Annotated in this window: 25 protein-coding genes and 1 tRNA gene; 12 read left to right on the top strand and 14 right to left on the bottom strand. The window is 66.5% G+C overall.

Annotated elements, in window-relative coordinates; genetic code table 11:
* Nucleotides 1–23: 23 nt before the first annotated feature.
* The 3 genes from rarD to B0920_RS24020 all read left to right on the top strand — a co-directional run bounded on the left by rarD (nucleotide 24) and on the right by B0920_RS24020 (nucleotide 3,382).
* Nucleotides 24–902, top strand: coding sequence for an EamA family transporter RarD (gene rarD / locus B0920_RS24030; protein ID WP_078035216.1), 879 nt, complete (start codon nucleotides 24–26; stop codon nucleotides 900–902).
* A 97-nt stretch (nucleotides 903–999) separates the two neighbouring features.
* Nucleotides 1,000–2,667: an energy-dependent translational throttle protein EttA gene (ettA, locus tag B0920_RS24025; RefSeq protein WP_078035215.1), complete on the top strand. Its 1,668-nt coding sequence runs from the start codon at nucleotides 1,000–1,002 to the stop codon at nucleotides 2,665–2,667.
* A 181-nt stretch (nucleotides 2,668–2,848) separates the two neighbouring features.
* Nucleotides 2,849–3,382 (top strand): transposase, encoded by a 534-nt coding sequence (locus B0920_RS24020; protein ID WP_078035214.1) that lies wholly within the window; start codon nucleotides 2,849–2,851, stop codon nucleotides 3,380–3,382.
* A 618-nt stretch (nucleotides 3,383–4,000) separates the two neighbouring features.
* Here B0920_RS24020 and B0920_RS24015 read toward each other — a convergent pair.
* Together B0920_RS24015 and B0920_RS24010 are read right to left on the bottom strand one after the other, a co-directional pair.
* Nucleotides 4,001–4,570 (bottom strand): outer membrane beta-barrel protein, encoded by a 570-nt coding sequence (locus B0920_RS24015; RefSeq protein ID WP_078035213.1) that lies wholly within the window; start codon nucleotides 4,568–4,570, stop codon nucleotides 4,001–4,003.
* A gap of 182 nt (nucleotides 4,571–4,752) precedes the next feature.
* Nucleotides 4,753–5,322, bottom strand: coding sequence for an alpha-ketoglutarate-dependent dioxygenase AlkB (locus tag B0920_RS24010; protein ID WP_307188912.1), 570 nt, complete (start codon nucleotides 5,320–5,322; stop codon nucleotides 4,753–4,755).
* A 79-nt stretch (nucleotides 5,323–5,401) separates the two neighbouring features.
* On the opposite strand from B0920_RS24010, the gene B0920_RS24005 reads away from it, so the two are divergent.
* Entirely contained in the window at nucleotides 5,402–5,983 is a 582-nt protein-coding gene (locus B0920_RS24005; RefSeq protein ID WP_078035211.1) for a molybdopterin-dependent oxidoreductase, read from the top strand.
* Here the strand turns inward: B0920_RS24005 and B0920_RS24000 are convergent.
* From B0920_RS24000 to B0920_RS23970, 7 genes are all read right to left on the bottom strand, one after another.
* Nucleotides 5,980–6,342: a hypothetical protein gene (locus tag B0920_RS24000; protein WP_078035210.1), complete on the bottom strand. Its 363-nt coding sequence runs from the start codon at nucleotides 6,340–6,342 to the stop codon at nucleotides 5,980–5,982. The genes B0920_RS24005 and B0920_RS24000 overlap by 4 nt on opposite strands.
* 130 nt (nucleotides 6,343–6,472) lie before the next feature.
* Entirely contained in the window at nucleotides 6,473–6,856 is a 384-nt protein-coding gene (locus B0920_RS23995; RefSeq protein WP_229456842.1) for an MAPEG family protein, read from the bottom strand.
* An 11-nt stretch (nucleotides 6,857–6,867) separates the two neighbouring features.
* Nucleotides 6,868–7,698: a Rossmann-like and DUF2520 domain-containing protein gene (locus B0920_RS23990; protein ID WP_078035209.1), complete on the bottom strand. Its 831-nt coding sequence runs from the start codon at nucleotides 7,696–7,698 to the stop codon at nucleotides 6,868–6,870.
* Between the two features lies 1 nt (nucleotide 7,699).
* Nucleotides 7,700–8,278, bottom strand: a complete 579-nt coding sequence (locus tag B0920_RS23985) for a DUF924 family protein (RefSeq protein WP_078035208.1) — start codon at nucleotides 8,276–8,278, stop codon at nucleotides 7,700–7,702.
* A 35-nt stretch (nucleotides 8,279–8,313) separates the two neighbouring features.
* The gene (locus tag B0920_RS23980; protein WP_078035207.1) at nucleotides 8,314–9,057 is read right to left on the bottom strand and encodes an MgtC/SapB family protein; all 744 of its coding nucleotides are present in this window, start codon (nucleotides 9,055–9,057) and stop codon (nucleotides 8,314–8,316) included.
* 4 nt (nucleotides 9,058–9,061) lie between these two features.
* Nucleotides 9,062–9,328, bottom strand: a complete 267-nt coding sequence (locus B0920_RS23975; RefSeq protein ID WP_078035206.1) for a hypothetical protein — start codon at nucleotides 9,326–9,328, stop codon at nucleotides 9,062–9,064.
* Nucleotides 9,328–11,157, bottom strand: a complete 1,830-nt coding sequence (locus B0920_RS23970) for an aminopeptidase P family protein (protein ID WP_229456841.1) — start codon at nucleotides 11,155–11,157, stop codon at nucleotides 9,328–9,330. Before B0920_RS23970 ends, B0920_RS23975 begins: the two co-directional genes overlap by 1 nt.
* 166 nt (nucleotides 11,158–11,323) lie before the next feature.
* Here B0920_RS23970 and B0920_RS23965 point away from each other — a divergent pair, with 166 nt between their 5' ends.
* Together B0920_RS23965 and B0920_RS23960 are read left to right on the top strand one after the other, a co-directional pair.
* A complete protein-coding gene (locus tag B0920_RS23965; RefSeq protein ID WP_078035204.1) occupies nucleotides 11,324–11,677 on the top strand; it encodes an MmcQ/YjbR family DNA-binding protein in 354 nt (117 codons plus the stop codon).
* 70 nt (nucleotides 11,678–11,747) lie between these two features.
* Complete coding sequence (locus tag B0920_RS23960; RefSeq protein WP_078035343.1) at nucleotides 11,748–12,332, top strand: hypoxanthine-guanine phosphoribosyltransferase; 585 nt, start codon at nucleotides 11,748–11,750, stop codon at nucleotides 12,330–12,332.
* Between the two features lie 255 nt (nucleotides 12,333–12,587).
* Here B0920_RS23960 and B0920_RS23955 read toward each other — a convergent pair whose 3' ends face one another.
* The 3 genes from B0920_RS23955 to B0920_RS23945 form a co-directional block, all read right to left on the bottom strand.
* On the bottom strand, nucleotides 12,588–13,541 hold the full coding sequence (locus B0920_RS23955; protein ID WP_078035203.1) for a nitronate monooxygenase family protein: 954 nt from the start codon (nucleotides 13,539–13,541) through the stop codon (nucleotides 12,588–12,590).
* An 85-nt stretch (nucleotides 13,542–13,626) separates the two neighbouring features.
* The gene (locus tag B0920_RS23950; RefSeq protein ID WP_078035202.1) at nucleotides 13,627–14,538 is read right to left on the bottom strand and encodes an MBL fold metallo-hydrolase; all 912 of its coding nucleotides are present in this window, start codon (nucleotides 14,536–14,538) and stop codon (nucleotides 13,627–13,629) included.
* Between the two features lies 1 nt (nucleotide 14,539).
* Complete coding sequence (locus tag B0920_RS23945; protein ID WP_078035201.1) at nucleotides 14,540–14,734, bottom strand: DUF1289 domain-containing protein; 195 nt, start codon at nucleotides 14,732–14,734, stop codon at nucleotides 14,540–14,542.
* 112 nt (nucleotides 14,735–14,846) lie between these two features.
* On the opposite strand from B0920_RS23945, the gene B0920_RS23940 reads away from it, so the two are divergent.
* Nucleotides 14,847–15,326, top strand: a complete 480-nt coding sequence (locus tag B0920_RS23940) for a hypothetical protein (RefSeq protein WP_179119279.1) — start codon at nucleotides 14,847–14,849, stop codon at nucleotides 15,324–15,326.
* Here B0920_RS23940 and B0920_RS23935 read toward each other — a convergent pair.
* Nucleotides 15,305–15,649, bottom strand: a complete 345-nt coding sequence (locus tag B0920_RS23935) for a thioesterase family protein (RefSeq protein ID WP_267873423.1) — start codon at nucleotides 15,647–15,649, stop codon at nucleotides 15,305–15,307. The genes B0920_RS23940 and B0920_RS23935 overlap by 22 nt on opposite strands.
* A 198-nt stretch (nucleotides 15,650–15,847) precedes the next feature.
* On the opposite strand from B0920_RS23935, the gene B0920_RS23930 reads away from it, so the two are divergent.
* The gene (locus tag B0920_RS23930; RefSeq protein WP_078035199.1) at nucleotides 15,848–16,876 is read left to right on the top strand and encodes a PHB depolymerase family esterase; all 1,029 of its coding nucleotides are present in this window, start codon (nucleotides 15,848–15,850) and stop codon (nucleotides 16,874–16,876) included.
* Here the strand turns inward: B0920_RS23930 and B0920_RS26105 are convergent.
* On the bottom strand, nucleotides 16,860–17,048 hold the full coding sequence (locus B0920_RS26105; protein ID WP_179119278.1) for a cysteine-rich CWC family protein: 189 nt from the start codon (nucleotides 17,046–17,048) through the stop codon (nucleotides 16,860–16,862). The two genes, B0920_RS23930 and B0920_RS26105, sit on opposite strands and share 17 nt — an antisense overlap.
* A gap of 181 nt (nucleotides 17,049–17,229) precedes the next feature.
* Here B0920_RS26105 and argB point away from each other — a divergent pair, with 181 nt between their 5' ends.
* From argB to slmA, 4 genes are all read left to right on the top strand, one after another.
* On the top strand, nucleotides 17,230–18,159 hold the full coding sequence (gene argB / locus B0920_RS23920; RefSeq protein ID WP_078035198.1) for an acetylglutamate kinase: 930 nt from the start codon (nucleotides 17,230–17,232) through the stop codon (nucleotides 18,157–18,159).
* A 64-nt stretch (nucleotides 18,160–18,223) separates the two neighbouring features.
* Nucleotides 18,224–18,298: transfer RNA gene (locus tag B0920_RS23915), tRNA-Thr, on the top strand.
* 112 nt (nucleotides 18,299–18,410) lie between these two features.
* A complete protein-coding gene (locus B0920_RS23910) occupies nucleotides 18,411–19,136 on the top strand; it encodes a pyrimidine 5'-nucleotidase (protein WP_078035340.1) in 726 nt (241 codons plus the stop codon).
* Between the two features lie 32 nt (nucleotides 19,137–19,168).
* The gene (slmA, locus tag B0920_RS23905) at nucleotides 19,169–19,747 is read left to right on the top strand and encodes a nucleoid occlusion factor SlmA (RefSeq protein WP_078035197.1); all 579 of its coding nucleotides are present in this window, start codon (nucleotides 19,169–19,171) and stop codon (nucleotides 19,745–19,747) included.
* Nucleotides 19,748–19,757: the final 10 nt, after the last annotated feature.

The following is a 19,757-nucleotide window of genomic DNA, read 5'->3' as shown; positions in this document are numbered from 1 at the left end:
TCTAGCAATTACGCCCCCCTCCCATGCGCTCCGGTATCCTGTCCGCCGCCTCCGCCTTCCTGTGCTGGGGGCTCTTCCCTATTTACTTCCACGCGATCGGCGACGTGCCAGCCATGCAGATCCTGGCCCACCGCATGCTGTGGTCGCTCGGCTTCCTGCTGATCGTGCTGGCCCTGCGCCGCCAGTGGAAATGGCTGGAGCAGGTGCGCGACCCGCGCGTGCTGGGCAGCTTCGTGGCCTCGGCCTTCCTGCTCAGCGCCAACTGGCTCGTGTATATCTGGGCGGTCAAGAACGGCCACGTGATCGACGCCAGCCTCGGCTACTTCATCAACCCGCTGGTGAACATCATGTTCGGCTACCTGCTGCTCAAGGAACGCATGCGCCCGGCGCAATGGGGCGCGATCGCGGTGGCGGCGCTGGGCGTGGCCTGGCTGACCTGGCAGGCCGGCTCGGTGCCCTGGATCGCGCTGTTCCTGGCGGCCTCCTTCGGTGGCTACGGCCTGCTGCGCAAGACCGCAGCCCTGGGCGCGCTCGAAGGCCTGTCCTTCGAGACCATGGTGCTGTTCCCGGTGGCCGCCGCCTACATCGGCTGGCTCACCTACACGGGCGAGAACGCCTTCGTCAACACGCCCTCCGACACCACGCGCCTGCTCCTGATCGCGGCCGGGCCGATTACCGCCATTCCACTGCTGCTGTTCGCCACCGGCGCGCGCAAGATTCCGCTGTCGATCCTGGGCCTGCTGCAATACCTGTCGCCCTCGATCCAGTTCCTGCTCGGCGTGTGGCTGTTCCATGAAGCCTTCAACGCCGAACGCCTGATCGGCTTCGTCCTGATCTGGGCCGCGTTGCTGCTGTACGCCGGCGAAGGCCTGCTGCACGGCAGGCGCGCCGCCAAAGCTTGATCCCGCCCCGCCCGGCACGCGGTTTCGCGAAGAAATCCTGTGTCGGGCGCGGGTTCTGTCGTATCCTGTGCACCTTAAACAACACCAGAGTTAAAGCATGGCCAATTACGTCTATACCATGAACCGCGTGGGCAAAATCGTCCCGCCAAAACGCCAGATCCTGAAAGACATCTCGCTTTCCTTCTTCCCGGGCGCGAAGATCGGCGTGCTGGGCCTGAACGGCTCGGGCAAGTCGACCCTGCTCAAGATCATGGCCGGCATCGACACCGACATCCAAGGCGAAGCGCGCCCGATGCCGGGCCTGAACATCGGCTACCTGCCGCAGGAACCCCAGCTGGACCCGGAAAAGACCGTGCGCCAGGAAGTGGAAAGCGGCCTGGGCGAAGCCTTCGAGGCCCAGGCCAAGCTGGAAGCCGTGTACGCCGCCTACGCCGAACCGGACGCCGATTTCGACGCCCTGGCCAAGGAGCAGGAGCGGCTCGAATCGATCATCGCCGCCGCCGATGGCGGCAACCTGAACCTGCAGATGGAAATGGCCGCCGACGCCCTGCGCCTGCCGCCCTGGGACCAGAAGATCGGCGTGCTGTCGGGCGGCGAGAAGCGCCGCGTGGCGCTGTGCAAGCTGCTGCTGTCCAAGCCCGACATGCTGCTGCTGGACGAACCCACCAACCACCTGGACGCCGAATCGGTCGAGTGGCTGGAGCAGTTCCTGCTGCGCTTCCCGGGCACCGTGGTGGGCATCACCCACGACCGCTACTTCCTCGACAACGCCGCCGAATGGATCCTGGAACTGGACCGCGGCCACGGCATCCCCTGGAAGGGCAATTACTCGTCCTGGCTGGAGCAGAAGGAAGCACGCCTGAAGCAGGAAGAAGCGAGCGAGTCGGCGCGCCAGAAAGCGCTGGCCAAGGAACTCGAATGGGCGCGCCAGAATCCGAAGGCGCGCCAGGCCAAGTCCAAGGCGCGTCTGGCCCGCTTCAACGAGCTGAGCGAATACGAATACCAGAAGCGCAACGAGACCCAGGAAATCTTCATTCCGGTGGCCGAGCGCCTGGGCAATGAAGTCATCGAGTTCAAGAACGTCACCAAGGCCTTCGGCGACCGCCTGCTGATCGACAACCTGTCCTTCACCGTGCCGCCGGGCGCGATCGTCGGCATCATCGGTCCGAACGGCGCCGGTAAGTCGACCCTGTTCAAGATGATCGCCGGCAAGGAACAGCCGGACAGCGGCGAAGTCGTGATCGGCAAGACCGCCAAGGTCTCGTTGGTGGACCAGAGCCGTGACGAACTGGCGAACAACAAGACCGTGTTCGAGGACGTCACCGGCGGCGCCGACATGCTGAGCGTGGGCCGCTTCGAGATGCCTTCGCGCGCCTACCTGGGCCGCTTCAACTTCAAGGGCGCCGACCAGCAAAAGGTCGTGGGCAACCTGTCGGGTGGCGAACGCGGCCGCCTGCACCTGGCCAAGACCCTGCTGCAGGGCGGCAACGTGCTGCTGCTGGACGAACCGTCGAACGACCTCGACGTGGAAACCCTGCGCGCCCTGGAAGACGCGCTGCTGGAATTCGCCGGCAGCGTGATGGTGATCTCGCACGACCGCTGGTTCCTGGACCGCATCGCGACCCACATCCTGGCCTTCGAAGGCAATTCGCAGGTCACCTTCTTCGACGGTAACTACCAGGAATACGAAGCCGACAAGAAGAAACGCCTGGGCGAAGAAGGCGCGAAACCGAAGCGTATTCGCTACAAACCGCTCACTACGTAAACTTTTGTTTCGTAAGGGAAAACCCGCCCCAGCCTTGTGTTGCGGCGGGTTTTTTTACGCGCGGAAACGGAACGGGCTCCATCCCACTTCATGTGTAGAATGCAAGCGGACGGGCACTGTACATACTTTTCGCCCCGTCTTGCCTAGCCGTCGCTGCGGCTGCCAGGCGTTGAATGGACCCATGACAAATTACCGCGACAACCGCGTCCCGGGCGGGACGTTTTTTTTCACGGTGCGCCTTGTCGACCGTGGGAGCTCCCTGTTGACCGAGCATATTTCCGCATTCAGCGAAGCCATGCGGCTGGCACGCGTGCGCAAGCCCTTCCACCTTGATGCCTGGGTGGTGCTGCCGGACCACGCGCACACGATCTGGACCCTGCCGCCGGGCGACCACGACTGCTCGAGCCGCTGGCGGGCGGTGAAGATTGCGTTTTCCAAGGCGCTGCGCAAGGCGGGGGCGCCGGATACCAGCGAAGGGGCGCTGTGGGAGCGGCACTACAAGCATTACCGGGTGCAGGACGAGGAGGATTACGCCAAGCTGGTGGACTGGGTGCACACCGACGCGGTGCGGCACGGCCATTGCGGGGCACCGGGGGAATGGCCGTGGTCGTCGCTGCACCGCTTCCTGTCGGCGGGGCATGCCGAGCCGGAGGCCGAACTGATTGTGCCGCCCTGGATCACGCGGCCGCAGGGGCTGCAGCTGGCGCGCCTGTAAGCGAACTATTCCGCTATCGCCAAGACGTCGTCCCCGCGGAGGCGGGGACCCAAGTTTGCATGCGCTACGATCACGCAAACAGAACTCAGGTCCCAGCCTGCGCGGGGACGACGTTGTTTGGAGCAGTGTGCTGCTCGGCGTAGAAGGTGTACTTCGCGCTGGTTTCAGAGCACTGCGCTGTTCGGCGTGGAAGGTGTACTTCGCGCCGGTTTCAGAGCAGTGCACCGCTCGGCTTAGAAATTCCGCTACCCGCAAAAACGTCGTCCCCGGCCTCGGCGGCCCCCTTGGCGGGGACCCAAGTTTGTATGCGCTACGATCACACAAACAGAACTTGGGTCCCCGCCTGCGCGGGGACGACGTTGTTTGGAGCAGTGTGCTGCTCGGCGTGGAAGGTGTACTTCGCGCCGGTTTCAGGGCAGTGCGTCGCTCGGCTTAGAAATTCCGCCACCCTTAACAACGTCGTCCCCGCGAAGGCGGGGACCCAAGTTTGCATGCGCTACGATCACGCAAACAGAACTTGGGTCCCCGCCTGCGCGGGGACGACGTTGTTTGGAGCAGTGTGCTACCCGGCGGCGAAGGTGTACTTCGCGCCGGTTTTAGAGCAGTGCGCCGCTCGGCTTAGAAGGTGTACTTCGCGCCGATGGTCCAGACGTTCGGCTTGGCGCCGAAGTCTTTGGTCTTGCCATAACGCTCGTACTCGGCGACCAGGGAAACGTTCTGGTTAATCGCGTACTGCACGCCCAGCGCGCCGTAGGCTTCGGTCTTGCTGTCGCTGCGGTTCAGCGAAGCATTCACGGTTTCCAGTTCGTTCTTGGTGCGGGTCACGCCCAGCTTGGCGTAGGCGGTGAACTGGTCGTTGATCGGCATGCTGGCCTTACCAGCCAGGTAGACGGCGTGGCCCTTGGTCTCGCCATTGCCCGGCACGTTGCCGATGCGGTAGTTCACGCTCGAATCGCGGAAATCGGTGTAACCGGCTTCCACTCCCCAGGTGCGGTTGAAGTCATAGCCGGCGAAGATCTTGCCGGAAGCTTTGTAGCCGTCGGCGTCCACACCAGCGGCGCCCGGGATCGAATTCTCGTGGTCTGCGCTCGCCACGCCGACGCCGACATAGGCGCGCGGGGTGTCTTGAGCTTGTGCTGCCGAGATGGCGGCGGCGGAGGCGATCAGTGCAACGATAAGCTTTTTCATCACGAATCCTCTTCTTGTTTCGTTTTCTCTGGTTCGCGATTCCCAGTGAATCGCGATGTGTTCAATGTAGCACTGACGAAACATTAAATCCGTGGCGAAGTCGTAAGAACTGTAATCAAATGTAACTAAATGACCCTTCGGTCAGTAAAGATGGCAACACAATGCGCGCCGAAGCGTTCTGATCAAATGATTTTCCTGAAAGTTAGGTTTACACGCGGTCCGACGGGTTTGGCCGTTTTATTGATGCCATGCAACCAATGAATCTGTGTGCCACCACTCATCAGTAAGAGGCTGCCGTCGCTCAAGTCCATTTTCAGCGTCTGTTTACTGCGCTTGTGACGCAGGATAAAGGTCCGGGTGGCGCCAAAACTGAGGGAGGCGATCACCGGGGCCGGCCCTAGCGATGCTTCGTCATCGGCGTGCATGCCCATGCTGTCCTGCCCGTTGCGGTAATAGTTCAGCAGCACGCTGTTGAAGTGGTGGCCGGTCACGTCCTGCACCGCGCCGCGCAGTGTTTCCAGCAAGGGCGTCAGGGGCGCCGGCGCCAGGCTGAGGCCGGAATAGCGGTAGCCCGCCTCTCCATACCAGGCGCTCAGGCGCGGCTGCAGATGGCGCTTGCCGTAGACCAGGACCGTCTCTTCGCGCCAGTCGGTCTCGGCGATCAGGCGCGCCAGGACCTCGCCATTCGTGTACGGGAGGGGCAGTTGCTGCAGCCAGGCCAGTTCGCCGTCCGGCAACGGGACCGGGCTCAAGCTGCTGCCTGAGCTAAATATATCCATAGTGCAAATTTGGGGGCTATGATGGCGGCTTTCCACGGACGGATATTTTCGCATGGACAAACGCCACTTCCTCGGCGCGGCCGCCCTGGCCGGCGCCGCCCCGGTCTTCGGCGCCCCCGCCGCCGCACCGGCGCCCCAGGGGCCGAGCCTCCTGACCATTACCGGCGCGATCGGACGCAGCAACCGCGGCGCCCTCGACCCGGCCCTCGACCAGATGATGCACAAGCAAAAACTGGCCTTCACGCGCGCCTACGCCATGGACTTTGGAATGCTGGCCGCCCTGCCCGCGCGCAGCATCCGTCCGACCCTGGAATACGACGGCAAGGCACACGCCCTGCGCGGCCCCCTGCTCACGGACGTGCTGGCCCAGGCCGGCGCGCGTCCGGGCGAGTCGGCCAAGGTGGTGCTGCGGGCGGTGGACGGCTATGCGGCGGCGCTCGACATGCGCCAGTTGCGGGCGTGGAACATGATCGTCGCCACCCACCTGGATGGCAAACCGATGCCGCTGGGCGGCCTGGGTCCGCTATGGGCGGTGTACGACGCCGACCGGGTGCCGGACATGGCGGCACGCGCGGTGAACGAGCGCTTCGGGGCCTGCCCCTGGGCGCTCTACCACATCGAGGTGCAGGCTTAGCGGTAGGCTTCTGCCAGGCTCATTACGCGCGGCACGATCTTGATGCCGACGTTGCCGAACAGGGTGTCGATGGCGGCCAGGTTGGCCTCGCACTCTTCGGCCTTCCAGCCGTTGAAGAGATCGGTGCCGTCTTTCTGGAAATGCAGGTCCAGCACTTTGCCCTTGTCCTTGTGGATATAGCTCTGCTGGTGGACGTTGCGGAAACCCAACTCGGCCAGTCCGGCCAGGACCGACTGCGGCGGATTATCGGGGTCGGTCGCCATGAAGACACCGAAGGTCTTCCCGGGAGGCTTTGCCGCGACGTCGACCTCGTAGATGCCGGGGGCCTTGGTAACGCTGGTGCTCTTCAAAAACAGCATGGTGATTCTCCTTCTCCTGATGCCTTTCCGGTGGTAACCGAACGGCATGCAACTTGGCTTTGTAATGGTTAGCGTCCAAGCTTATTGCCATGTGGGAACTTTGTCGATCTTTCCTTGCACTTTTTTAGCGTTAGCGCAGCAATAGTCCCACAACTGCGCCACAAACCAGTGCCGCAGAGGCAAGCATGCCAAGAATGAAACCGGCCTCGCGCCTGGCAGGATCGCGGTAATAACCGAGCGCGTACAGGATGCGGCCCAGGCACCACAGCATGGCGCCGGCCGCGCCCCAGAGGTCGCCCAGGAACAGGGCGCACAGCCACATCGGTCCCAGCACCAGCGGCAATTGCTCGAGGGTGTTCATCAGCACCCTGTGGCTGCGCAGGAAGCCTTCCGGGCCGTCCATCGACGGCGCCGGCACCTGGTAGCGCATGCGCGCGCGGGCGGCATTGGCCCAGGTCCAGAAATACACGCCCAGCACTGCCAGGGTGGCCCAAGCGCTCAACAGCACATTCATCTCCTTGTGGATCATTCAAGGCCGCGCTTGCGGCGCGCCAGCGCGGCGGTCGGCGGCACCAGCGCCTCGTACAGGCCGCCCGTCGGCGGGTCCCAGTCAGTAAGTGCTTGCTGCTGCCGCGCCACCGTGGCGAAGTCGCCGCGCGCCACCGGGCCGCTCAGGGCGGCGGCCGGCCCCAGGCGAAACACATTGGCCAGGGTCTCGGTCGCGAGCGGCCGCGCCAGCTCGCGCGCCACGTGCTCGGGCACCCCGGCCGCCACATAGGCGCGCAGGGCGGCGTCGAGCACGGTCACCAGGTAGTTGGACGCGAACACGGCGGCCGCGTGATAGACGGTCTTGGCGGCGGGGTCGATGGCGACCAGGCGCGCGCCGATCGCCTCGAAGGCGGGCCCCAGCAGCGCCAGCGCCGCCGCGTCGCCCTCGACGCCGCACCAGGTGCCGGCGAAATCGCGGGCCACGCCCTCGGGATCGGCGAAGCTGCGCACCGGGTGCAGGCTCGCCGCGTGGGCGCCGGCCGCGCGCGCGGCCTGCAGTTCGGAGGATGCCTTGGCGCCGCTGCAATGGAACAGCAGCGCGCCCGACAGGTCGTGGGCCTGGGCCAGCGCGGCGCAGACCGGGCCGATCTGGTCATCGTTCACCGCCAGGAGCCAGACCCGGGCCGGGCGCATCGCGGCCAGTTCCGCCACCGGCGTGCCGGCGCCCATGAAAGCGACGGCCTCATGTGCGCTGGCGGGCGAGCGGGTCAGCACGTCCTGCAGCGCGAACACCCCGTGCTGCGCGAACAGGCGGCCGAGCACGCGCCCGACGTGGCCGGCGCCGACCAGGTTCAGGCTCGGCGCCACCTCAGAATCCCGAACCCGGCTGTTTCAGGAAGTCGATCTCCTCCGGGGTGGAGGCGCGCCCGAGGATGGCGTTGCGGTGCGGGAAGCGGCCGAAGCGCGCGATCACGCCGCGGTGGCGGTGCGCATAGTCGAGCGTGTCCTCGAAGCCCGGGTGCTCGCGCGACAGCTCGGTGAACAGCGCCACCGCCTGCTCCTGCATGCGGGCGTCCTCGGCGTGCTCGAAGGGCATGTAGACGAAGGAGCGCTCCACCGGCAGCAGTTCCAGGTGGGCGCCGGAATCCACAAGCTGGCGCGCGGCCTGCAGGGCCAGCGGGTCGCCGGCGAAGGCCTCGGGGGTGTTGCGGTGGGCGTTGCGGGTGAACTGGTCCAGCACAATCAGGCGCGCCAGCGCGCCGCGCGGGCCGAGCGCATCCCATTCGCGCAGGCCGCCGGCGACCGCCTGGGCGATGGTCGCGCCGAAGCGTTCGCGGATCTCGGCGTCGAACGCGTCGTTCTTGCGGAACCACTCGCGGCGCGGCTTGCCGTGGCCTTCGCTGCCCGGGGGCAGGAACCAGAAATCGAGGACATCTTGAGCTTGCATGGGGGTTTCCCGGGTGTGGACGAATCTTGTTGTTCTTAGTTGCGGGCGTGCGAAAGCTGGAAGGCTTCCACGCCTTCAAAGGCGGCCAGCTCCTCGGCCAGTTCCGGGAGCGGCGCGCCGGTCTTGCGCGACAGCGCCAGCGCCACGAAGCGCCATTCCTGGCGCCCGTCCTCGCTGCTGATGGTGAGCGAGCTGCCGGCGATCTCGTAGCCGCGCTCCAGGGCCGCCGTGCGCAGGCCCTCCTCGCGCGGCAGGAAGTCCGGCTTGAAGCGCATGCGCACCGCCACCGCGTGGCGCGACGGCAGCAGGGTCTCGAGGCGGTTCAGGTAGATCATGATCATGCTCGAGAAGAAGGCCAGGCCCATCGCGGCCAGGTAGAAGCCGACGCCGACCAGGATCCCGATCGCGGACGAGGCCCAGATCGAGGCGGCCGTGGTCAGGCCGCTGATGTTGAAGCCGTCGCGCATGATCACGCCGGCGCCCAGGAAGCCGATGCCGGTGACCACGCCCTGGATGATGCGGGTCGGGTCGATCGGCGCCAGCAGGCCGGCGTGGCCGCCGTACCAGAAGTCCGGGTAGCCGGCCAGGATGGTCAGCGCGGCCGAGGCCATGCACACCAAGCCATAGGTGCGCATGCCTGCCGCGCGCCCATGGTAGGCGCGCTCGTAGCCGACCAGCAGGCCCAGGGCCAGCGCGCCCGCCAGGTGCAGCAGGATCAGCGCATTGGTAAAAATTTCGGGGCCCGACCAGTAGGAGGCCAGCAGCTGGGATTTGTTCATAAATTCAGTTCGTCGGCTTCTTGCGCACCAGCTGCTTCTCGAAAGCGGCGTCGTGCTTGCTGATCTTCTTGACCTCTTGCGGCCCGAGGCCGTTGACGAAGGCGACGAAGTCGTCCAGTTCGAGCGGCGCGCACAGCGGCGGCGCGCCCGGCGCTTCCGACAGGAAGAACAGGCCCTCGCCGGTACGCGCCATCGAATAGGCCGCGTTGCCGGTGCGTTTCTTGAGCCGCTCGACCGCCGCGCTGGCGCGGGTGGAACGCGCGCTGGCCATCAGATCGCCTCCGTGCGCAGCATCAGCCAGTCGCGCGCGGCGCCGCTCACGTGCGGCGCGAGACGCGCGCGCACCGTGGCGTGGTAGTCGTTCAGCCATGCGACTTCGTCGGCGCGCAGCAGCGCGCGGTCCAGGCAGCGGGTGTCGATCGGGCACAGGGTCAGGGTCTCGAAGCCCAGGTACTCGCCGAACTCGGTGCTCGCCACGAGCTGGTTGAGCACCAGGTTCTCGATGCGGATGCCCCAGCGCCCCGGGCGGTAGATGCCCGGCTCGATCGAGGTGATCATGCCCGGCTCCATCGCCGTGTGCGGGTCCGGCGGCACCGCCGGCGAGATCGTCTGCGGGCCTTCGTGCACGTTCAGGAAGTAGCCCACGCCGTGGCCGGTGCCGTGGCCGTAGTCGATGCCGGCGGCCCAGATCGGCGCGCGCGCGATGGCGTCCAGCATGGGCGCGCGGGTGCCGCGCGGGAAGCGGGTGGACGAGAGGTTGATCAGGCCCTTGAGCACCAGGGTGTAGTCGTGCTTCTGGGAATCGGAAGGCGTGCCGACCGGGATCACGCGCGTGATGTCGGTGGTGCCGCCCAGGTACTGGCCGCCGGAGTCAATCAGGAGCAGGCCGTCGCCCTCGATGACGGCGCAGCTGCCCGGCGCGGCGCGGTAGTGCATGATCGCGCCGTTGGAATTGAAGCCGGCGATGGTCGAGAAGCTCGGACTGATGAAGTTCGGGCGGCGCGCGCGCGCGGCCGTGATGTGGGTGTCGATGTCGACTTCGTTGAGCGGGGCGCGGCCAGCGTCCTGCAGCAGCGGTTCGAGCCAGGAGAAGAATTCGCACAGGGCGGCGCCGTCCTGCTCCATGGCGGCGCGCACGTTGACCGCTTCTTCCGGCAGCTTGCGCGACTTGGCGAAGGTGGTCGGGTTGATCGCCTCGACCACGTTCACGCCCTCGGCCACGGCCTCGCGCATGCCGGCCGTGACACGGCGCGGGTCGAGCAGCAGGGTGGCGCCGTCGGGCAGCGCCTGCAAGGCGCGCGCGGCGTTGGCGTAGGGAGCCAGGTGCACGCCGTCGGCTTCCAGGCGGGCGCGCAGCTCGTGCGGCACCTTGTCCTCGCCGACGAACAGGGTGGCGTCGGCGCGGCCGATCAGGGCGTGGGCCAGGAACACCGGGTTGAAGCTGACGTCGGCGCCGCGCAGGTTGAACAGGTAGGCGATGTCGTCCAGGGTGGAGATGAAGTGGTAGCCCGCGCCATGGGCTTCCATCGCGGCGCGGGTGGCGGCCAGCTTGTCGGCGCGGCTCACGGTCGCGTAGGGCGGCAGGTGCTCGAACACCGGGTCGGCCGGCAGGGCCGGGCGTTCGTTCCACACCTCGTCGAGGAGGTCGAGGTCGGTGCGCAGGTGCACGCCCTTGGCGCGCAAGGCGTCGCCCAGCAGGCGCGCGCCGGCCAGGCCGAGCACGCGCGCGTCCACCGCCACCGTGCCGCCCGCGGCCACGTTGGCGGCCAGCCAGTCGACGTGCAGCTGGCTCGCCGCGCCCGGGATCTTCATCAGCTGGAGCTCGGTGCCGGCCAGTTCGGTTTCGGCCTGGGTCCAGTAGCGGCCATCGGTCCAGACGCCGGCAAAATCCGCGGTGGCGATGAAGGTGCCGACCGAGCCGGTGAAGCCGGACAGCCATTCGCGGCCCTTCCAGTGGCCGGGCAGGTACTCCGACAGGTGCGGGTCGCTCGACGGGACGATGTAGGCGGCGATGCCGTGGCGGGCCATGGCGGCGCGCAGGTCGGCGAGGCGGGTGGCCACGGCGGGCCGGGTGTCGTTGGTGGACATGGATGAGTGCATCAGATTGTTTTCCAAGCCACGTATGATACGCCGCAATCCTCCTCTGTGGCGCGGCTTGCTATTGCGCCACGACATCCCTTTTGCGGGATGCCGGCCTGGCCGCGTTAGAATCATGGCCTGGACGAACACGATAAGCGGCGCCCCGACGCCGCAGCAGGGGACAAGCATGGATTTCGAATCCGCCAAGACCGTGTGCCGGAGCTTCCCCGGCTGCACCGAAGACATCAAGTGGGACCACGACATCGTGTTCTCGGTCGGGGCGAAGATGTTCGCCGCCACCAACGCATCGGCGCCTCACGAGGGCATCAGCTTCAAGGTGGACGACGAACGCTTCCTGGAGCTGACCGACCGTCCCGGCATCATTCCCGCGCCTTACCTGGCGCGCGCCAAGTGGGTCTATGTGAAGGCCGATGCGAAGATGGACGACGCCGAGCTGGCGGCCATGCTGCGCCGCTCCTACGAGCTGGTATTCGCCAAGCTGGCCCGCAAGCTGCAGCGCGAGATCGAGGCCGCCGCCTGAGGCCTACAGTAACAGCATTGCCTGCTGGGATGGCGCATAATGGCCCGGCAAACGAGAGAACCGTATGAGCATTCAAGAATTTCATCACGAGCGCGCCCGCGCGCTGCTGGCCAATGCGCGCCAGATCGTCAGTCCCGAACAAGTCCAGTCGGCGGTGAGGAACGTGGCCGAGCGGCTCAATGCCCGCTTTGCCCAACAGGGTGACGACAGCTTCCCCCTGGTGCTGGGTGTCATGGGCGGCGCGGTGGTGTTCACCGGCCACCTGCTGACCCAGCTCGACTTCCCGCTCGAGTTCGACTACATCCACGTGAGCCGCTACGGCGACGAAGACCAGGGCGGGCAGATCGTCTGGAAGGTCATCCCGCGCCAGAACGTGGCCGGGCGGACCATCGTCGTCGTCGACGACATCCTGGACGAGGGCGAGACGCTGGCGCACGTGAAGCAGCGCCTGCTCGACATGGGCGCGGCGGAAGTGATCGTGGCCGTGTTCGCGGACAAGGAGCTGGGAAGGGTTAAGCCGATCAAGGCGGACCTGGTGGGCCTGACGGTGCCGAACGAATTCGTGGTCGGCTTCGGGATGGACATCTACGGCTACTGGCGCAACCTGCCGGGGCTGTGGGTGATCAGGCAGGAAGACCTCAAGCCCAAGGACTGAGTTCCGCCGCCCCGGTACGCGATGGCGCGCTGCCTTGGCCCGCTGCCTCGGCTCGTCATGGCCCGCTTCTTCAGCACGTCATGGCCGGCCGCCTCAGTACGTTATGGCCCATTACTCCAGCACGTCATCCCGGCGAAGGCCGGGATCCAAGTTCGTCGAACAGCCACTGCGCATGCAAAACTTGGATCCCGGCCTTCGCCGGGATGACGTTCAAAGGCTGGTGGTCACGAGGACACGGCAAGGCTGCGCATCGGTTTACAGCGCCAGGCGCGCACGCGCCGCCGCGTATTCCTTCTTCAGGCGCTCCACCATCTCGGCCACGGTCGGCACGTCGTCCATCAGGCCCACGCCCTGCCCCGCGCCCCAGATGTCGCGCCAGGCCTTGGCGCTGCCCGAGCCGAAGCTCATCTTGCTCTTGTCCGACTCCGGCAGGTTGTCCGGATCCAGCCCCGCCGCCACGATCGACTTCTTGAGGTAGTTGCCGTGCACCCCGGTGAACAGGTTGGTGTACACCACGTCCGCCGCGCTCGACTCGACGATCGCCTCGCGGTAGGCCTCGCTCACGTTCGATTCCCTGGTCGCCAACCAGCGCGAGCCGATGTAGGCGAAGTCCGCCCCCATCGCCTGCGCCGCCAGGATCGCGTCGCCGGTCGCGATCGATCCCGACAGGGCGATCGGGCCCTTGAAGAACTTGCGCACCTCGCCCACCAGCGCGAAGGGCGAGAGCGCTCCCGCGTGGCCGCCGGCGCCGGCCGCGACCAGGATCAGGCCGTCCACACCCGCCTCCAGCGCCTTCTCGGCGTGGCGGATCGAGATCACGTCGTGCATCACGATGCCGCCGTAGGCGTGCACCGCGTCCAGCATCTCCTTCGGCGGCGCGCGCAGCGAGGAGATGATGATCGGCACCTGGTGCTTCACGCACACCGCCACGTCGTGCTCCAGGCGGTCGTTCGACTGGTGCACGATCTGGTTCACCGCGATCGGGCCCACGCGCGCGCCCGGATGCGCTTCCTGGTACTCGGCCAGCTCGCGTTGCAGGTCCGTCAGCCAGGTGTCGAGCAGCTCGGCCGGACGCGCGTTCAGCGCCGGGAAGGAGCCGACGATGCCGGCCTTGCACTGGGCCGCCACCAGCGCGGGACCGCTGGCGATGAACATCGGCGAGGCGATGACGGGTAAGGACAGGTTCTGCAGCACTGGAGGCAGCGTCATGGAAGGACTCCCGGATAGCGGTTGGTGGATCGGTCTCCGGACATTATAGCCCCGAAAAAAGAACGACCGTGCTAGATTTTTCGTTCTAAACGTCGCGCAGCATGACGCCGTCGACGCGGGCGACCCCGGCACGCAGCAGCTCGTCGCGCGCCCAGCGCGCCAGCTCGTCCGGCTCCATGCCCAGCTGCTCTCGGCGCACGCGCTCCACCAGGGGTATCGAGGCCAGCAGCGCCGCCAGGCCCTCCAGCGCCAGCGCCTGGCGCTCCAGCAGCAGGAATTTGAGCAGCACCCGGACCGCGTTGCGCGCATTGCGCATCGGGTCGGCGCGCAGGTAGTCCAGGCGCGCGCGGGCCCGCGCCAGCGCCTCTTCGACATCCTCGAACACGGCGCCGTGGCCGGGAATGACCACGCGCGCGTCCAGCCGCCCGATCAAGTCCAGGGTCGCCGCGACCTCGTCGAAGCCCGGCTCGCCCGCCAGTTCGGGGAAGATCACGCCGAAGCCGTCCTGCCACAGCGCGTCGCCCGACACCAGCAGGCCCTCGTCGGCGCAGAACAGCAGCAGCGCATGGGGGTCGTGCCCCGGCGCGGCCAAGACCTCCCAGCGCAGGCCGCCCAGCGCCAGCACCTTGCCCGGCGCCAGCGTGGCGTCGAAGCCGAAGCGCGGGCATTGCTGGCCGGTGGCGCGAAAGCTCAGCGCCTCCTCGTCCCAGGCCGCCACCGCCGCCGCATCGGTGGCCGGAATCGCCACCTCGCAGCCATAGCTGGCGCGCAGCAGCGCGTTGCCGCCGCAATGGTCGGAGTGCAGGTGGGTGTTGACCAGGCGGTCGAGCGCGCGGCCGTCCAGGGCATGGCGCACCAGGGCCAAGGTCTGTTCGGCATGGGTGGCGTAGCCGCTGTCGATCAGCGCCGTGTCATCCTTACCGACGAGCAGGACGTTGTTGGAAGAGAGCCAGCCGCGCTCCAGGACGCGCACGGACGCCGGCAGGCGCGCGCTCATGTCAGCGCCATTCGATCCCGGTTTCGCGGCGCCGGATCTCGGCCCACACGGCGCGCTTGTAGTCGTCGCTGGCCTTGCCCCAGGCGACGATCTCGTCGATCGTGCGCAGGCAGCCGCGGCACAGGCCGGTGTCGGGCGCCATCTGGCACACGTTGATGCAGGGCGAAGGGACGGGAGTCTGCTGTTCTGGGTTCATGCGTGGGTCTGGGTGCGGCCGGGCCGGAAACCGCATTATCGCGCGTTCCGCGCCCGCGCGCCGCCGGTGCGGACGCACCGGTATACTCATCCATTCTCTGAAAGGCAACATCATGTCACCGCGTCTCCTGATCGCCGCCCTGCTGCTGGGGGCCACCGCAAGCGTCTGCGCCCAGACCCTGAAGCCCGAAGGCTACGGCAAGATCCGCTTCGGCGAGCGCCTGTCGGCGGCGGAAAAGCGCCTCGGCCAGCGCGCCACGCCGCGCCCCGATCCGCATGCCTGCTCGATCGTGCGCTTCAAGCGCTATCCGCGCGTGACCTTCATGGTCGAGGAAGGCCGCATCACGCGCGCCGACGCCAAGGGCATCATCCCCAACAGCGCGGGCATCACCGCCAACATGCAGGTCGAGGAAGCCCTGCGCCACCATCCGCACGCGCGCCTGGAGCCGCACAAGTACGACCCGGACGGCAAGTACCTCATCCTGCGCAAGGGCGCCGGCAAGGCCCTGGTGTTCGAGACCAGCAAGGGCAAGTTCAAGCGCGTGCGCGCCGGCGTCAAGCCCGCCGTCGACTACGTCGAAGGCTGTTCCTGATTCTTTTCCAGCGCGGCGCGCTTGCGCGCCAGCTTGTCGGCGAAGCGCCCGGCGTCGATCAGGCAGCGCTCGTGCGTGCCTTCGCACACCTTCTCCCCCTCGTCCCAGGCCTCGACCTGGAAACGCACGCGCCGCCCCTCCACTTCCAGCACCTGTCCGTGGATCGTGAGCGTCGTTCCCGGCGCGCTCGGCGCGAGATGGCGGAAGCTCACCATCGTGCCCAGGCTCTGCTCTCGCGGCCAGTCCACGTAGGGCATCATTCCGTGCAGGCAGGCAAGTTCCATCATCCCCACCAAGTAGCCGGTTGCCAACACGTCCGGCATATCTCGGCAAAACAAGGTATCGTGATAAATATTCGGTACGGTCGCACGCTCAGGCACCGTGTACTGCCATGTGAAACGCAGGCCGGGTTGGAAAGTGGGAAGCATTCCTTAGATTAACACGCGCACGGCCGCTGGCCTTGCAAGGCTGGTGTAAGCCTCCGGCCCGAGATTCATCTTATGCGCCCACAAGGAGAGCCTATGAAACTCAACCAGAGATTGCTTGCGCAGGTGCGCGCAGCAACCCGCTCGCTGTTGCGCAAGGGGCCTGCCGGAACGGGCGCCGTGATCCAGGAAGCGATGAAGAACGCCTCCGCCATGCAGCGCGCGGCCCAGCGCCAGATGCGCGACCTGGCGGTGCCGGTGCCGACCCTGCCCTTCATTTCGCCCGACGCGCTGCCCGGCAAATTCGTGGACGGCAGCTATACCAACGAAGCCGGCACCCGCGACTACAAGCTCTACGTTCCCAGCACCTATGCCGGCGAGCCGGTGCCGCTGGTGGTGATGCTGCACGGCTGCACCCAGGATCCCGAGGACTTCGCGCTCGGCACCGGCATGAACGCACTGGCCGAGGAAATGGCCTGCATCGTGCTCTATCCGGCCCAGAGCAAGCAGGCCAATCCTTCGCGCTGCTGGAACTGGTTCAACGCGGTCGACCAGCAGCGCGGCCAGGGCGAGCCGGCGCTGATCGCCGGCATGACCCAGGCCGTGATGGCGCGCCACGCGATCGATGCCAAGCAGGTCTACGTGGCCGGCCTGTCGGCCGGCGGCGCGATGGCGACCATCATGGGCACGCTCTACCCCGACCTGTACGCGGCCGTGGGCGTGCATTCCGGCCTGCCCTTCGCCTCGGCCCACGACCTGCCCTCGGCGCTGGCGGCCATGAAGGGCGACTTCCGCAAGAGCCAGATCCCGGGCCGCGCCCTGCCCATCATCGTGTTCCACGGCGACCAGGACACCACGGTGCATCCGGCCAACGGCGAAGGCCTGGTGGCGCAGATGGCGCACGAGCGCGCGCGGGCGGCGGTGGAGCCGGGCCGGGTGCCGGATGGCCACGCGTACACGCGCACGGTGCACCGGCGCGACGACGGCACCGTGCACGCGGAACATTGGGTGGTGCATGGCGCCGGCCATGCCTGGTTCGGCGGCAACGCGCGCGGCAGCTATACCGACGGCAAGGGCCCGGATGCGAGCCGCGAGATGATGCGCTTCTTCAAGACCCGGCGCTGAGCGGCCGGGCGAGCGCGGCGATGTGAGCCTGCAGGCAGGCCGGGCACCAGCAGCCGAGCGCCTCCTGCGGCACCGGCACGGCCGGCGGCAGCTGGGTGCACCAGCAGGGTTCGGCGCTGCCCTCGGCCATGGCGCAGCCGAACTCGGCCCCGCAGCGTGTGCAGGTACTCACTGTCGCCCCCGGTGTGCGACCGAAGAAAATAATTTTTTGGAAAGATGGCCCATGATGACAACAGTTTCGTGACACTTTACCGCCATAAAATACAACAAGACCCCCTATAATCTGCACAAGTTTTACGCTGTTTTTACGGCGTTTGCCTGTAAAATCTCGCGACATTATTTTCGGACCCTCCATGAACGCTACTTTGTCCAGCCTGCAGACCGAGGAACAACACAGTGACCTGACCGCGGTCTCGCCGCAGATCAAGGCGCAAATCCTGGCCGAGGCGCTCCCGTACATCCGTAATTTCCACGGCAAGACCATCGTCATCAAATACGGCGGCAATGCCATGACCGACGAGCGCCTGAAGCACGGCTTCGCGCGCGACGTCATCCTGCTCAAGCTGGTCGGGATGAACCCCGTCGTGGTGCACGGCGGCGGTCCCCAGATCGACAACGCGCTGAAGAAGATCGGCAAGCAGGGCACCTTCGTGCAAGGCATGCGCATCACCGACGAAGAAACCATGGAAGTGGTCGAGTGGGTGCTCGGCGGCGAAGTCCAGCAGGACATCGTGATGCTGATTAACCACTACGGCGGCCAGGCCGTGGGCCTGACCGGCAAGGACGGTGGCCTGATCCGCGCGCGCCGCATGGCGATGCCGGACAAGGACAAGCCGGGCGAATTCCTCGACATCGGTTTCGTGGGCGAGATCGACGCGATCAATCCGGCGGTCGTGAAGGCGCTGCAGGACGACGCCTTCATCCCGATCATTTCGCCGATCGGTTTCGGCCAGGACGGCCAGGCCTACAACATCAACGCCGACGTCGTGGCCGGCAAGATCGCCGAGATCCTCAAGGCCGAGAAGCTGATCATGATGACCAACATCGCCGGCGTGCAGGACAAGAACGGCAACCTGGTCACCGACCTGTCGGCGCGCGAGATCGACGAGATGTTCGCGGACGGCACGATCTCGGGCGGCATGCTGCCGAAGATCTCGTCGGCGCTGGACGCCGCCAAGTCGGGCGTGAACACCGTGCACATCATCGATGGCCGCATCGAGCACAGTTTGTTGCTGGAAGTCTTGACCGAACAGGCTTTTGGCACTATGATCCGTTCCCACTAAACGTTTGCGGCGAAGCATGCCGCGGCGTTCGACACGGCGGGCACTGCCCGCCATGTTTCTACCAGCCCTTGTAGCTCAGTGGTAGAGCACTCCCTTGGTAAGGGAGAGGCCACGTGTTCAATCCACGTCAAGGGCACCATCGCTTTCCTTCCCCCTCGTATCTCTTCAGTCCGCTGCGTCCTTGCGCCCGGATGGCTATAATCGCATGTTGCAACCACTACGCCTCATGCCCCATCGTGGCCACCCCGATCATGCGCGCTCCAGTCTGGCTGTTTGACCTCGACAACACGCTGCACGACGCTTCGTACGCGATCTTCCCGGCGATCAGCGCCAACATGAACCTGTACATCGCGCGCGTGCTGGCCCAGCACGGCCTGCCGGCCCACCAGGCGGCGGTCGACGCCGCGCGCCTGGGCTACTGGAAGCGCTATGGCGCCACCCTGCTCGGCATGATGCGCCACCATAAGGTGCGCGCCGCCGACTTCCTGCGCGAGACCCACGAGATCGGCCCGCTCGACCGCCTGATGCGCGCCGAACGCGGCCTGGCGCGCCTGCTGCGCCGCCTCCCGGGACGCAAGATCCTGCTCACCAACGCGCCGACCCGCTATTCGAGCGAGATCGTGCGCCGCCTCAAGCTGCACCACCACTTCGCCCACCACGTGGCCATCGAGCACATGCAAGTGCACGGCCAACTGCGTCCCAAGCCCTCCAAGCTGATGCTGCGCCGCCTGCTGCGCCGGCACAAGGCCTCGCCCGGCCGCTGCATCCTGGTCGAGGACACCCTGGCCAACCTCAAGAGCGCCAGCCAGCTCGGCCTGCGCACGGTCTGGGTCACCCAATACCTGCGCATGGGCGAGCCGGCCGGCAAGCCGGGACCGCGCCTGCCGGCCCGGCGGACCCTGCGCCGCCCCGGTTACGTCGATGTCAAAGTAAAATCTGTACGGCAACTGCCTGCGCGCTTGCACAGGCTGCGATAAGAACACCAACAACAACGACCACTAGGGAATCCATGGCAAGCACCAAGCCAGGCCAGCGCAAGCTGCAAATCCTCCAGGCCCTGGCCTCGATGCTCGAGCAGCCCAAGGGCGAAAAGATCACGACCGCCGCGCTGGCTGCGCGCCTGTCGGTATCGGAGGCCGCCCTGTACCGCCATTTCGCCAGCAAGGCGCAGATGTACGAGGGCCTGATCGAATTCATCGAGTCCACCGTGTTCGGCCTGATCAACCAGATCACCGAACGCGAGGAAGGCGGCATCGAACAGGCCCGGGCCATCCTGCAGATGCTGCTGGCCTTCGCCGCCAACAATCCGGGCATGACCCGGGTCCTGATCGGCGACGCGCTGGTGGGCGAGGACGAGCGCCTGCAGGCGCGCATGAATCAGTTCTACGACAAGATCGAACTGGCCTTCAAGGGCGCGCTGCGGGTCGCCGTCACCCAGGGCCATGGCGAGGAAGCCGACGTCGCCGCGCGCGCCAGCCTCTTGGTGAGTTATGTGACGGGGCGCTGGCACCGCTACGCCAAGACCGGCTTCAAGCAGAACCCGGCCGAGAACACCGCGCTGCAGCTCGCGTTGCTGCTGGCCTACTAGGCAAGCCCCG

It is taken from the genome of Massilia sp. KIM, from assembly GCF_002007115.1.
GTDB lineage: Bacteria > Pseudomonadota > Gammaproteobacteria > Burkholderiales > Burkholderiaceae_D > Telluria.
Note: the sequence above shows the minus strand (reverse complement) of the source record. Positions and strands in the feature narration are given on the sequence as shown.